The 15095-nt window shown below is 35.6% G+C and carries 12 protein-coding genes; 7 read left to right on the top strand and 5 right to left on the bottom strand.

What is annotated here, in order from left to right; all coding sequences use genetic code 11:
* Positions 1-58: 58 nt before the first annotated feature.
* The 5 genes from MY04_RS24430 to MY04_RS24410 form a co-directional block, all read right to left on the bottom strand.
* A complete protein-coding gene (locus tag MY04_RS24430; protein WP_084006115.1) occupies positions 59-1159 on the bottom strand; it encodes an SMP-30/gluconolactonase/LRE family protein in 1101 nt (366 codons plus the stop codon).
* 70 nt (positions 1160-1229) lie between these two features.
* Positions 1230-1805 (bottom strand): Crp/Fnr family transcriptional regulator, encoded by a 576-nt coding sequence (locus MY04_RS24425; RefSeq protein WP_066215201.1) that lies wholly within the window; start codon positions 1803-1805, stop codon positions 1230-1232.
* Between the two features lie 34 nt (positions 1806-1839).
* Positions 1840-2226, bottom strand: coding sequence for a hypothetical protein (locus tag MY04_RS24420; protein WP_066215199.1), 387 nt, complete (start codon positions 2224-2226; stop codon positions 1840-1842).
* Positions 2227-2270: 44 nt separating this feature from the next.
* Positions 2271-3032 (bottom strand): creatininase family protein, encoded by a 762-nt coding sequence (locus tag MY04_RS24415; protein WP_066216782.1) that lies wholly within the window; start codon positions 3030-3032, stop codon positions 2271-2273.
* 111 nt (positions 3033-3143) lie between these two features.
* Positions 3144-3470, bottom strand: coding sequence for a DMT family transporter (locus MY04_RS24410; protein ID WP_066215197.1), 327 nt, complete (start codon positions 3468-3470; stop codon positions 3144-3146).
* A gap of 250 nt (positions 3471-3720) precedes the next feature.
* Between MY04_RS24410 and MY04_RS24405 the strand changes: the two genes are divergently transcribed.
* The 7 genes from MY04_RS24405 (at position 3721) to MY04_RS24375 (ending at position 15059) form a co-directional block, all read left to right on the top strand.
* The gene (locus tag MY04_RS24405; RefSeq protein ID WP_066215195.1) at positions 3721-4236 is read left to right on the top strand and encodes an RNA polymerase sigma factor; all 516 of its coding nucleotides are present in this window, start codon (positions 3721-3723) and stop codon (positions 4234-4236) included.
* Between the two features lie 70 nt (positions 4237-4306).
* Positions 4307-5404, top strand: a complete 1098-nt coding sequence (locus MY04_RS24400; RefSeq protein WP_066215194.1) for a FecR family protein — start codon at positions 4307-4309, stop codon at positions 5402-5404.
* A gap of 164 nt (positions 5405-5568) precedes the next feature.
* Entirely contained in the window at positions 5569-8976 is a 3408-nt protein-coding gene (locus tag MY04_RS24395; RefSeq protein ID WP_084006114.1) for a SusC/RagA family TonB-linked outer membrane protein, read from the top strand.
* Positions 8977-8988: 12 nt separating this feature from the next.
* The gene (locus MY04_RS24390; protein ID WP_066215192.1) at positions 8989-10602 is read left to right on the top strand and encodes a SusD/RagB family nutrient-binding outer membrane lipoprotein; all 1614 of its coding nucleotides are present in this window, start codon (positions 8989-8991) and stop codon (positions 10600-10602) included.
* A 354-nt stretch (positions 10603-10956) separates the two neighbouring features.
* A complete protein-coding gene (locus tag MY04_RS24385; protein ID WP_066215190.1) occupies positions 10957-12051 on the top strand; it encodes a Gfo/Idh/MocA family protein in 1095 nt (364 codons plus the stop codon).
* Position 12052: 1 nt separating this feature from the next.
* Positions 12053-13939 carry a sodium:solute symporter family protein gene (locus MY04_RS24380; RefSeq protein ID WP_066215188.1) on the top strand — a complete coding sequence of 629 codons (1887 nt, stop codon included), beginning with the start codon at positions 12053-12055 and terminating at the stop codon, positions 13937-13939.
* Positions 13940-14093: 154 nt separating this feature from the next.
* Complete coding sequence (locus MY04_RS24375) at positions 14094-15059, top strand: glycoside hydrolase family 130 protein (protein ID WP_066215186.1); 966 nt, start codon at positions 14094-14096, stop codon at positions 15057-15059.
* Positions 15060-15095 lie beyond the last annotated feature (36 nt).

Genomic DNA, 15095 nt, shown 5'->3' with positions numbered 1-15095 from the left:
TGATAAATCAATTTACCATATGATTTTAAATATTCTATTAATAATGGAACAATAGTTTTTATTCAACCAATTTATATCGTCCAATATGATCAGTTAAATCACCTCCTAAATATAAATATCCATTGTGTTCCTCTACAGAACTTGCTTCTGAAACAATTTCACCTGTCGGTTCATAATATGTTTTGATGACTTTACCCTCTTCACTTAAATGCATGATCATACCAAAAGATTCTTGTTTCGGTTGTAACCATAATGGAGTAGCATAAATAATTTTTTTCATGAAGGGTTTAGGTTGAAACTTATCTAATGTATCGTCTCTTCTCGTTGTAAAACCCACCCAAAAACTACCATCAGATCGTTTTGCAATTCCATTTGGGAGACCTGGTAAATTATCTATAAAAATATCGGTAATTCCCTTTTTATCTCCTTTTAGCCAATACCTGATGATTCTGTATTTAGTTAATTCGACCAGTAAAACGAAATCATCATTTTGAGATACGGCCACACCATTTGCAAAATAAGCACCATCGATGAGTGTTTGTGTTACTTTTGTAGTGGGGTTATATCGATAAAGTCCACCATCGGGCTTTACCTCAAAAATGATTTTTCGAGCATGTTTTCTACTGAATTTTACCTTAGACGAAGTATTTGAAAAGTAGATATTACCATCTTGAGCGATATCAACATCATTTAGCATTAGAAATGGATTATCATTTTCATCCTTTTCGGTCAGGACAGTCAATTTCCCGTTTTTATCAATACTACCTAATCCAATATTTGGAATACAAGCAATAAGATTTCCATTAGCATCAAAGTCCAAACCGGTCACCCAATTGTGAGGATTACAGAATTCTGATACTTCACCCAATGTATCAATTTTTAGAATCCTTCCATCTGTAAAATCAGTTGCAGAAACATGAGCACCACAATATAGATTTCCATCTTGATCTACAGCAATATCTTCGGGTCCATACCAACCGTTTAAATCAATCCATTCTGTTGAAGCCAACAAATCGTTTTCTTTTAAACTTCCTTTGAGTTCTGGTTTTTGAGGTGGCGTCCAAGCCAAAGGTTGAATTGAACATGCTTGGAAAACGAAGTTCCCGATAAATAATAAAACAGCAATAAGGAAAGAGAAAGTTACTTTTTTAGTCATCATAATTTGTCATCTTTTACGTTGAATGATACACAAATTAAGGGTGATGAAAATTGTTCTGCATTGACTTTTGTTAAGAAGTGACGATTTGCTTTCTCACTCTACTCAACGATTCTGGTGCAATACCTAAATAAGTAGCAATTTGATGTTGAGGTACTCCTGTAACAATCTTTTTATCATGACTATCGATAAAATCAAGATACTTTTCTTTAGCAGTTAAGCTTTGCATTTTTCTTGTTCTATCGATAATGCATAAATAATTTTTCTCTGCGATAATTCTACCTAATTTTTCAAATTTAGAATCGTATGCATAAAGTGCTTTCATGGTATCAAATGAGATGGAGTAGAGCACACAATCGTTAATGGCTTCTAAAAATTCAATACTTGGTGATTGAGTAATAAAACTTGAATAGACTGTAATAAACTGACCTTCGCAAGCAAAATATGTATTGATTTCCTTACTGTCTTGAAGGTAATAGGTGCGAAGTAAACCTTTATCAATAAAGAAAATGCTATCGACAATTTTCTCTTGGTTGATAATGATTGACTTCGCTTTATATTCGTGTCTTACTAATTTACTTTCAAGAAATTCTAATTCGGAATCTGACAGTTGGATGAGATGAGATAGCGATGTTTTGAGTTGTTTCATTTTGTTTACCAAAGATTCTTGGTACTAATAATAATTACAACTCTAAGTTATCACTTTTTTTCTCATCAATCTTTGCATTAAGGATTTTCATCTCTTTTATCAATAAAAATAGATAGAATAAGATTACGGCTGTCAAACCAAAGGTTAACGTCATTAGTATCCAAATAATAGAAGATTCTTTTTGTCTCTTTGACTCTTTATAAATCCATACTGATAATATAATACGGACAATAAAACTTAATGTATATTCTATTGATGTAGCAGATAATACACTTATCTTAATTAAGCCATACTCGTCAGGAGTAAAGATTGAAGTATAGATAGGAGTAAGAAAAGGTCCCAATAAAATATTGATTCCAAAAGATATTATCAGTATGATTCCTATTTTATTAATCTTGGGTATTGTTTCTACTAGATTCATTACGTTTAGTTATTAGTTTAAAAAATTGATTTTTGTTGTTTCAATTATATATAAAGATCACTTCGATCCACTTTGCTTAAATCATAAAGCATCTCACCAATTTTAGCTGTGACATCTTTAAAACATTTTTCTCCTTTTTCTTTAGTAGCTAGTTTTGGATTTCCCGTACCCGTGTCTTCACTAATTTCAGACCATTTACGTTCGGCCCAAACCCAACCCTTATTAAAAGCAGAGATTTTGTTTTTCTTTTCTTTACCATTACCCCAATCTTCTTTTGGAAGGACCAATTCAGGAGTAAGGTGAAGAACGAGACTAGTTTCAACTTCATCTGCATGGTCACCGGGTTGATCAAAAATTTTATCACGATCGAGTGTGTGAAACCAACTAGATACACAAATGAAGACATCGGGGTATTTAACCCCTAATTCTCTAACCATCGATTTAAAATCATTACCTCCATGGCCGTTTAAAATCAATAATTTTTTAATCCCATGTCTATTGAGCACTTCTATTGTATCATTAAGAATGGCATATTGAGTGCTAGGGTAGATATTCAAATCTAAATAAATATCAGTTTGACCAGTGTTTACACCAAATGGGATGGTAGGTAAAACAATTACTTTAGCGCCTTTCTCCCAAGCTTGTTTGGCAGATTCTGCAGCAATTGCATCCACTTGGAAATTATCAGTACCATAGGGTAAGTGATAATTATGAGCTTCTGTTGCTCCCCAAGGTAGAATAGCCAAATCGAATGATGCATTTTGAAGGGTTTTCCAGTTAGTTTCTGCCAATATATACGGCCTCATTTTCTTCATGATTTTGGTTTGTTTAGCGTAATCCATCTTATTTTTTGATTGATAAGACGATAGATTTTAAATAATTAGTTTAGTTGATGTAAAGTTAGTAAATAATCTGATTCAATTCGATATAACTTTGAGCCCGACAATAGAAGCGATTAAAGTAGAAATAAAGAATATCCTCCAAAAAGTAGCAGGTTCGTTAAAAACTAAAATACCAACTATTACGGTTCCCACAGCACCAATACCCGTCCATACACCATAAGCTGTACCAATGGGTAATACTTGGGTCACTTTTACTAATAGTAACATGCTGATGCTAAGGCAAATTCCAAAACCAATATACCAATAGATCATTTCAGTTCCAGTGGTTTCTTTGGCTTTACCCAAACAAGCGGCAAAGGCTGTTTCGAAAAATCCTGCTATAATTAATAGTATCCAATTCATATTTAGGTGAATTAATTCTTACTAAAATTAATGATTCTATTGATATCAGAAAATATTTTTTGTCTAACTCAATTTCTTTGAACAACTATTTCTTGATTAAAAGATCAAGATCTCTTAATAAATTTAAACTCAAACAATTTTAACGTGTGTAGTGAATACACTTATCAAAATAGTTTTAATTTTGCTCTAGAAATGACTCATCACTTAAATAATATATAATTTACTGCCAATAGAATTACTAACGTTTACAATGAACGAACTAACCAACTTTAAGAATTTCTACCTGAAGCATTATTCCCACTTATGTGCATATGCCTTCCAATTTCTGAAATCAAAAGATTTGAGCGAAGACGTAGTACAAGAAGTTTTTGTACAATTGTATGAGAAGCATGAGACATTGACTGATATTGCTCATCCTGATCAATATATTTTTCGAGCAGTAAAATTTAAATGTTTGGATGTTGTAAGACATCATCAGTTGGTTCATGAAAAAGCGAATAAGATTGAATCCACTTATTATGGTAGTAAAGAATACAACGATTCTACTTTAGAAATGAAAGAATTAAATGCACAAATCGATCAATGTTTTGATGCTATGCCCGATCAATACAGTGAACCTTTATACATGTCTAAATTTTTATCGAAAAAAAATCGAGAAATCGCTGAGGTACTCGATAAAACTCCTAAACAGATTGAGAATGCGATATATAGAGGTTTAGTTCAACTAAAAAAATGCCTTAAAGACCTTAGCTGTGAGGTAATTTAAAAACTAAAATAATGTTAAATATGATTTTCAAGTGAGGGAATTGAAAAGCTGAACCGATTTAAATGTGAAAATGACAAATAATACAGAACATATCGAACAACTTATCCTTAAAGGAATTCAGGGCAGGGCAAACTCTTCGGAAGAAAAAGCTTTGACAGAATGGAGAACAGCTGCTCCAGAAAACGAAGCTTGGTACCAAGACTTGAATTCTACTTGGATTGATTTAGACGATTATGTTCCCGAGTTTGATGCCCACAAAGGTTGGGAATCATTCTTAGAGAAAAAGCCTCAGAAAACACCTAAAGCTATTTGGAACGTATGGCTTAAAGTAGCATCGGTGGCAGCCTGTATTACATTGGGTATTCTTATGTATGCCAATCATAATTTCACTTCACCTATCGAAAGACATCAAGAGGTTGTTTGGACAACAGACAATGGAGATATTATTCCTTTGGAACAAATCGCAGATGCATCTTCATCAATTAAAAATGAGGAAGTTACGATAAACGTTTTAGATTACAATAATCAAAAACTGGAAGATACAGAAGTGATTGTTCCTAAAGGGAAAAGAGTGAAATTATTACTCGAAGATGGTAGTAAAGTTTGGCTTTCTGCTGAAACAAAATTCAAATTCCCAACCTCTTTCAAAGGTCAGAGAGAAAGAGTAGTGGAAGTAAATGGTGAGGCATTTTTTGATGTCAGCAGAAATGAGCAACAACCTTTTAGAGTAAAGAGTACATCGACAGATATTGTCGTATTAGGAACTAAATTCAATGTAGATAACACATCCGATAACATTGATCAGACGACTTTGGTGAGTGGTAAGGTAAACATCGAAATGCAAGGGAAAAAGACAGCAGAATTGTCACCTTCCGATCAGTTTACTTTAATAGGAAAAGAATGGACATTAAAAGAAGTGGATACCTCGGCTTATGTAGCATGGACAAGAGGAAGTTTACTCTTTGATGATATTTCTTTCCCAGATCTTGAAAAGAAGTTAGAGAGATGGTATGGTGTCGTTATCACCAATAACAACAAAACGTTGCAGCAACAAAGATTTAGCGGAGAATTTGATAAAAATGATGATATCGAAAGTGTAATGTCATTATTAAAATCCTCCAATAACATCAATTATTCTATTAAGAATAACATCGTAAATATTTACTAAACTACACTTGGCGGAGGTAGTTCCGCCATCACTTTCGGTTTCAAACTAACTGATATCTAACGATTGAAACCCCTGTTAAACTTAACGAGCAAGATTAAATTATTACTTATTTAACCTAATCGCTCTGATTATTCAACACTTCAGCTAATCAGAAAAGAATAGTTATGAAATGGAACTTTAACAATTTGAGCCAATTCCAATCTAATTGTCGAATTGGTACTAGGAAAGCTATTACCTCGGTATTAGTAGCATCACTTTTAGGGGGAGCCCCACTAACGACTTTAGCCAACGACTTTGATACAGTCCTTGAGCAAGGTCAGACGTTAAAATCTGCTTTTAAAGAAGTAAGAGAAAAAACGGGCTATAAGATTTTTTACAATTCCAGTGATGTAAATGTAGCACTCACGACAGATTTTGATTATCAAGAGGCATCGATAGAGGAGATCATGACCTCAGTTTTAAGAGATACGGGACTGTCATTTAAAATCATCGGTGATCAGGTACTGGTTTTTAAAGCAGTAGCTGAAAATGAAGTATCAATAACAACTTTAGATCAAGAGAAACGTCAAGTATCAGGTACAATTACAGATGAAACAGATTTTCCATTGCCAGGTGTAAACGTGGTGATAAAAGGAACAGATAAAGGAGCAATTACTGATTTAGAAGGTAAGTTCAATTTAAATGTTTCTGATGAAGATGTGCTAGTATTTAGCTTCGTTGGTTACATCGATCAAGAAGTAAAAGTTGGAACACAGTCTGTAATTAATATCAAATTGCAACCACAAGTGGACGAGCTTGAAGAAGTGGTGGTTACTGCATTTGGTATTGAGAAAGAGAAGAAATCAATTGGTTATTCAGTTCAGGAAGTTAAACAAGATGAATTAACTGATACAAGAACGACTAACCTTGGCGCGAACCTTTCAGGTAAGATTGCTGGTGTACAAGTAAACCCTTCTGGAGGTTTGGGTGGATCAGTATCCGTTCGTGTTCGTGGGTCAAGTTCAATTTCTGGTAATAACGAACCGCTTTGGGTAGTGGATGGTGTACCGATCAATAGTCAGAGTATGAATCAGATTTCTAACCCAGACGACGGACCAGAATGGGGTGGATCTATTGCTGATGGTGGTGTATCTGATATCAACCCTGAAGATATTGAAAGTATTTCAGTGCTAAAAGGACCAAACGCTGCTGCCTTATACGGTTCTCGTGCTCAAAACGGTGCGATTATCATTACTACTAAAAAAGGTAAAGCACAAAAAGGAGTGAAGGTAGAGTACAATGCTAACGTCATGTTCGAGCAAGTACAATCTTTCTACAATATGCAAGATACTTACGGTCAAGGTACCAATGGACAAGTAGATACGAATGCTATGGGTAGCTGGGGTGCACCAATGGACGGACAAATGGTTCAAAGTTGGGTAGATCCTTCATTACAAACACCTTACTCTGTGAATAACCAATGGGAAGATTATTTCCAAACAGGTTCTTCTGTAGCGAATAACGTGGCGGTGTCTGGTGGTAATGATCTAGCAACTTTCAGAGTATCGTTCATGGATCAAAGAACAAATGGTATTTTCCCATCTCAGTCGCTAAATAAAAACTCGATTGATTTTCAAGGTGGTTTAAAAACAGATAAGTTCACTTTGAATGGTAAGTTTAACTACATCAGTCATAGAGAAGAAGGTTCTCCTGCACAAGGTTATAATGGTACGGTAAATCAGTTTGTTCAAATGCCAAGAAGTATTCAGACAAATGATATTAAGAACAATTATATACATCCGGTGTACGGTCATCAGTTGAACTGGTCGGGATTATCTTCTCAATATATTAACCCTTACTGGCAAGATTACAATGCCTCAATAAACAATGCAGAGAGAGATCGTTTCGTGACTATGTTATCGGCTGGATATCAATTTAATGATTGGTTGAGTTTATCTGCTAAATCTGGTTTGGATTACTATGCAGAGAGAAGAGAAACAAGAGACCTTCCTTCCAATTCAACAATGACAGATAAAAAGTACATTCTTGATCAATACAATGTGATGGAAATGAACTCGGACGTGATGTTAAATGCGAATAAGCAATTTGGTGATTGGGGTGTGAGTGCTAGTATTGGAGCAAACAATATGTATCAACAGCGTTCTGGAATGGGTAACGAAGGTATCGGTCAAATTGTACCTGGATTATGGTCAATTCCTAACTCAATGGCCGTTGTGAACAGACAATCATTCTATGATAAATCGATTCAATCGGTCTTCGCTTTTGGTCAGTTTAGCTTTAGAAACTATGTATTCTTAGACTGGACAGCACGTAATGATTGGTCGTCGACACTTCCTGCAGAAAACAGATCGTATTTCTATCCATCAATTGCAGGTTCATTAGTAGTAAGCGACATGTTGGAAGATTTGAATACGAAGCTTCCTGATTGGATGACGTATTTGAAAGTTAGAGCAGCGGTAGCAAAAGTAGGTAATGATACCGATCCATATATGTTGGCAGGTACTTACAGAGTACAACAAGGTGCAGGTGGTCCTTTGGTAGAGGCTCCTTTACAGATGCCACTAGAAGGATTGATGCCAGAAGAAACGGTATCAAAAGAAGCGGGTGCAGAGATGAGATTCTTTAATAACCGTGTGTACATGGACTTTACGGTGTATCAATCGAATACATTCAACCAAATCTTAACAGTTCCAATGACATCATCTTCAGGATATTCTCATAAGATTATTAATGCAGGTGATGTTGAAAACAGAGGTTTTGAATTCATGATGAACGTGACTGCTATTGAAAAAGATAATTTCAAGTGGGATATCGGGATGAACTTCTCTAAGAACAGAACTTATGTAAATCAGTTAGCTGATGGAGTAGAAACGTACGAAATGGCATCTGTAAATGGTGTGACGATCGTTGCTCAAGAAGGTCAGGATTACGGTAACATTAGATCAACAAGATCATTTGTTTATGATGAAAATGGAAACAAAATGATTGGAGACGATGGTCTGCCGTTAACATCAAATACTCCGGAAGTAATTGGTAATATACAGCCTGATTTTATGGGATCAATCAATACATCAGTTCAATATAAAAACTGGTCATTGAGAGCTCAAATCGATTATAAGAAAGGTGGAGAGATTTATTCATACACAGACGCAATTGGATCACTTCAAGGTACTGGAGAAAGAACACTGACAGGTCGTGATGGAACAATGGTAGTTGAAGGCGTAAATGCTGAGACAGGTCAACCTAACGATGTGCAGATTTCTTCTGAGCAATATTGGAACCATGTAGGTGGAGCGAATGCAGTGGGATCTGAGTTTATCTACGATGCAAGTTATGTATCACTTAGAGAGTTGTCGGTAGGTTATAGCTTGCCATCTGCTTGGTTGCAGAACATGTTCTTAGAAAAAGTAAGAGTATCGGCAGTAGGTAGAAACTTATTCTACTTCAAAACGAACATGCCGGGTACATCACCAGAATCTTATGCAGGTCCAACAGATGGATACAGAGGTATTGAGATGGGTGGATATCCAATGACAAGAAACTTTGGTTTTAACGTGAATGTTGTATTCTAAGCTTAAGAAATCATGATCAAAAATTTAAATAAATATATCGCTTTATTTCTTTGTGCAATTGCCTTCTCTTGTACAGATAAATTCGACGAAATGAACACCAATCCGGTAGAGCCAACAGAGATTCCACCGAACATGGCGATTGGTAACTTGCTAGTTAACGGTAACATTGCAGAATGGTCGCGTTACCAACAAGCTTACACATTATACTCTAGTTTATATTCTCAATATTTTGCGAATACGACCAATTACTTCTCGTCTGGTCGTTACATCATGAACTTGGGATGGATCGATTACGGTTACTTCCGTACGCAATATTGGGAAGCAACTCGTATGTATGATGATATTAAAAAGTACTCTGAGAAATATCCGGGTTACGATAATCATTATTGGATAGCAAGAATTCAATACGAGTTATCATCAGCAAGAACGACCGATCAGATTGGTGATATGCCATACACTGAAGGTGGTCGTGGGTTCGATTATCCTAAATATGATTCTCAAGAATTTATTTACAATAGTGTCTTGAATGGATTAGATTCTGCTTACACTATGTTAGGTCAGTTTACTGATCAAGCAACTTATGGAGCTGAAGACGTGATCTATGGTGGAGATCTTCAAAAATGGAAACAATTAGCTAACTCATTGATGTTGCGTTATGCCGTTCGTGTGAGTAAAGTTGATCCAGAATTGGGAAGAAAGTATGGAACTTTGGCTTTATCAAGAGATTTGATGGCGTCTAATTCTGATAATGCGTCGGTGATGACAGATCCACATAGTTACATGAGAGGTCACCCTTTATTTGAAGTGGCTTGGTGGAATGAATTCAGAATGAGTAGAACGATGCAAAAGCAACTGACAGAGACGAGTTCTACAATCACTGACCCGAGAATGTATTTATACTTTACTAAAGTAACACATGATGATGTAAATGAGGCCACTCTTCAAAATTACATCAAATTGAATGATGAAGGTAGATTAACGGATTTCACCTATGCTCAAAATAGAAATGATGAAAATTTATATACTGTATCCTTCTACAAAGGTGTTGAAAATGGTTTGCCAGCCAACGAAATTCCAGCATTAGGTAATAACCCTGGTGATAACTGTAATATTGGACCAATGTTTAACAACGATTCACGTTACAAAATCATGAGCTATGCTGAAGTATGTTTCCTAAAAGCTGAGGCAGCCTACTTAGGTTGGGGAGGTAATGCAGAAGCATCTTACCAAGAAGGTATTAGAGCGTCTTGGGAGTACTTGAGTTCTCTTTCTGAAACTCAAAACTTCTTATCAGGAGCTGACCCTGCGAAAATGGATATCGAAGAGTACATCAAAGGTCTTCCAACATTTACAGGTGCAGAAATGCAAAACATTCAAACTCAAAAATGGATTGCCAACTACCCTGATGGTTGTGAGGCTTGGGCAGAAGTAAGAAGAACGGGATTCCCTAAGTTAATGCCAATCAAACAAAACGATTCTGGTATCAATTTAACCAACGGGTTCATTAAAAAGCTTCCATACACGGAATCAGAAATCACTATTAATGCAAGAAATGCTTTAGACCCGAACAACAACCAAGGTCAAGGCGATGGTATCGATGTGAGTGTTTGGTGGGACGTGGACTAACTGTGGGTTATTTGAGAGTTTAGGGGAGGAGGAGAATTTCTTCTTCCTTAAAAGCTTTGAAAAATGAAAAGTTAAAAATGAAAAATGAAAAACGTGAAATGTTAGGGGGGACGTTCATTTTGGTTTGTAAGTGAAAGTTGTAAGATAATCAGCCAAACCTTATGAATTTTAAAATATCTTTAGCTAGATAATTGAAGTAAATTGTTAAACGCAAAACTTCATACTTTACCAAAGTAGCACAACTAACTACGTTTTTCATTTTTAACTTTTCATTTTTAATTTCTAACAAATATGTGTTGTAAATTGAAGACGAAATAAATGAACTGATATAAATAATACTAAAAAACAATTTAAATGAGATCTTTAATTACTTATCTAATTCTTTTACTTGGGGTGACGAATCTAGTTGCTCAAAATCCTATTAAAATTGGGGTGGCGGGGATGACTCACGGTCACGTACATGGTTTGTTAGGTGATAAAAACAATAAGGATATTGTTATTGTTGGAATTGCTGAATCAAATACTGAATTGGTGGATCGTTATCAAAAAATGTATGGTTTTGATCAATCAATTGTGTATTCGGATTTGGAAGAAATGTTAGATAAGACAAAGCCAGATGCTGTTCTTGGTTTTGGTAATATCTACGATCATCTAAAAATTGTTGAATTGTGTGCTCCAAGAGGTATTCATGTGATGGTTGAAAAACCGTTAGCTGTAAATATGGATCATGCTAAGAAAATGAAAGCGTTAGCAGATAAGTATAAGATTGAATTATTAACCAACTATGAAACTACTTGGTATGGATCACATGAAAAACTATACGAAGAGGTACAAAAAGGAGCTGTTGGTGAGGTGAAGAAAGTGATGGTGAATGACGGTCATAAAGGCCCGAAGAAGATTGGTGTAGAGAAAGAATTTTTAAGCTGGTTGACTGATCCCAAATTAAATGGAGGTGGTGCTATTGTCGATTTCGGTTGCTATGGTGCTAATCTGATGACATGGTTAAATAAAGGTGAAAAACCCCTAAGTGTAACCGCTGTTACCTCACAACTTCAGAAAGAAAATAATCCAAATGTAGATGATGAATCCATTATCATCTTAAAATACAAAGATCAAGTTGGGGTAGTACAAGGTTCTTGGAACTGGCCAATTGGTAGAAAAGATATGGAAGTGTATGGAGAGAAGGGAGTGATTACGGCGGAGAATCATCAAGATGTGAACATCAAAATATCTACTGGATACAATACATTTGATCGTGAAGATTTTCATATTAAAGAGAGGTCATACCCATACAATAACCCGTTTTCCTACTTTACTGCTATCATCAATAAAGAAATTAAAGTAACTCCCTACAACTTATCCTCTTTAGAGAATAACATGATTGTAGTGGAGATCTTAGACGCGGCTAGAAAGAGTGCTAAAAGCCATAAAGAAATAAAACTAAACTAAAATGAATTTACACATTATCGATATCAGTATCATTATCGGGTATATAATCCTAACGGTGATGATCGGATATTTTATATCAAAACAAGCTTCAAAAAACCTGGATAGTTATTTTCTAGGAGGAAAAACGATTCCATGGTACATTTTAGGTTTATCCAATGCTTCCGGAATGTTTGATATTACCGGCACCATGTGGATGGTATCTTTGGGCTTCATTTATGGAGTGAAATCTGTTTTTATTCCATGGTTATGGCCCGTTTGGAATCAGATTTTTTTAATGGTTTTCTTAGCGATTTGGCTCAGAAGATCAAATGTGATGACGGGAGCAGAATGGCTCAAAACTCGATTTGGAAAAGGTCGTGGATCTGAATTATCACATATTGTAGTAGTCATCTTTGCCATCATCGCAGTCATTGGTTTTATCGCCTATGGATTCGAAGGTATTGGAAAGTTTGCCACCCTATTCTTACCATGGGATTTAAGTACCACTATATTTGGTCTGGAGATTCCTTCTTCAAAAATGTATGCTGCCTTGATTATGGCCCTAACAACAATTTATGTGGTGAAAGGTGGTATGTACTCTGTAGTAATGACAGAATTGATACAGTTTATTGTAATGACAGTGGCTTGTATCGTTGTTGGAATTATTGCCATGAATATGGTGAGTGCGGAACAAATTGCATCTGTTGTACCTGATGGATGGTCATCGTTAGCATTCGAATGGAAAATGAATTTAGATTGGGGGAATTTAATTCCTGCTGTAAACGACAAAATTGAATCGGATGGGTATAGCCTTTTTGGCTCTTTAATGATGATGATGATATTCAAAGGTGTGTTAGTCAGCATTGCAGGTCCTGTACCAAGTTATGATATGCAACGTATTATGGCGACAGAAACACCAAAAGATGCCGCAAAAATGTCGGGTATAGTTTCATTAGCATTATTCATCCCAAGATATTTGATGATCATGGGATTGGCAGTGATTGGATTGGTGTATTTATCACCTCAATTTGCCTCAAGCAATGGAGCTATTGATTTTGAGTTAGTCTTACCTTATGCCATTCAGAATTTCATACCCGTTGGATTAAAAGGATTATTACTTGCCGGATTAATCTCGGCGTTTATGTCAACTTTTGCAGCCAATGTAAATGCAGGTCCAGCTTATATAGTAAATGATATTATAAAGAAATATTTTATGCCCGATGCTACCGACAAACAATTAGTAAGAATGTCTTATATCGCATCATTTGCTGTAGTAGTAGTAGGTATGATGGCTGGATTATTCGTCCAAAGCATCGACGGTATTCTAAAATGGATTGTTGCTGCACTTTTCGGAGGATATACGGCTGCCAATTTATTGAAATGGGTTTGGTGGAGATTCAATGGATTTGGTTATTTCTATGGTATGATCTTCGGGTTATTATCAGCTGTTACGGTACCATTACTATTTAGGGAGTTAAGTGGTATAGCTGCATTCCCAATAATCTTCTTGATATCGTTATCAGCATCAATTATTGGATCATTATTAACTAAACCAGAAGACGATGAAACGTTAATGAGATTTTACATTACCGTTAGACCTTGGGGACTTTGGAAACCAATTTCAGAGAAATGTAAAGCATTAAATCCTAACTTCCAGGCCAATAAAGATTTCAAGAGAGATATGGTCAATTGTGCGGTAGGTGCAATATGGCAATTGAGTCTTCATTTGATTCCAGTATACATTATTATCAGAGATTTTTCTGCCGTATCTTTATCTTTGTTATTGATGTTGGGCACAATGGCTTGGCTAAAATACAAGTGGTACGATAAGATGGAAGATTATCCAGATGATATGGAGGAAACACTTGAACTTCTCGATAACAAAAAAGAACTGGTATATAACAGTTAAATACATACAACCTAATTTTAATCCTACTTTAGTATGGTTAAAATCAACTATCACCAACCCACGATTTCAATCGTGGGATATAAGAGTACAGTTCAACAACAGTATGGTTTGGTGATTTTGAGAGCAGATTTTAAATCAATATATAAATAAGAAAATGAAAAACTTCCCATGGGAACCTCGTCCAGAAGGTTCAAAAGACGTCATGTGGCGTTATTCCCAAAACCCCGTTATTCCTAGAAATGCAATAGCCAATTCAAATAGTATTTTCAATAGTGCAGTTGTAGAATTCAATGGTACCTATGCAGGCGTATTCCGTTGTGATGATAAATGCAGAAGAATGAATATTCATGCTGGATTTAGTGAAGACGGCATTAATTGGAAAATAGAAGAATTACCAATAGAGTGGGTTTCTGGAAATACAGAAATGATTCATTCTGATTATAAATATGATCCGAGAGTAGTTTGGATAGAAGATAGGTATTGGGTGACTTGGTGTAATGGTTATCATGGGCCAACTATTGGTATTGGCTATACATTTGATTTCAAAACATTCCACCAATGTGAAAATGCATTTCTTCCATACAATAGAAATGGGGTGATGTTCCCAAGAAAGATCAACGATAAATATGTGATGCTTTCTAGACCATCAGATACGGGACATACACCATTTGGAGATATCTTTATTTCACAATCACCAGACATGAAATTCTGGGGTGAACATAGACATGTGATGTCGCCAGCACCATTTGAAGAATCGGCCTGGCAATGTATGAAAATAGGGGCAGGTCCTATTCCAATTGAAACAGAAGAAGGCTGGTTAATGATTTATCATGGGGTACTTCGTTCTTGTAATGGATATGTATATGCTATGGGTGCTGCTATTTTAGATTTAGAAGAGCCTTGGAAAGTAAAATACAGATCTCAACCTTATCTATTAACTCCTGAAACTCAATACGAGTGTATGGGAGATGTGCCAAATGTTGTGTTCCCTTGTGCTGCTTTACATGATGAAGAAACAGGAAGGATTGCTGTTTATTATGGTGCTGCCGATACGGTGACAGGTATGGCATTTACTGAAAAAGATGAGTTAATAAAATGGGTGAAGGAAAACTCATTGTAAAATACATTGATCATCGAAAAGGTTACTTTTTTTTAA

Origin of the sequence: Flammeovirga sp. MY04, assembly GCF_001682195.2 — a bacterium.
GTDB lineage: Bacteria > Bacteroidota > Bacteroidia > Cytophagales > Flammeovirgaceae > Flammeovirga > Flammeovirga yaeyamensis.
Note: the sequence above shows the minus strand (reverse complement) of the source record. Positions and strands in the feature narration are given on the sequence as shown.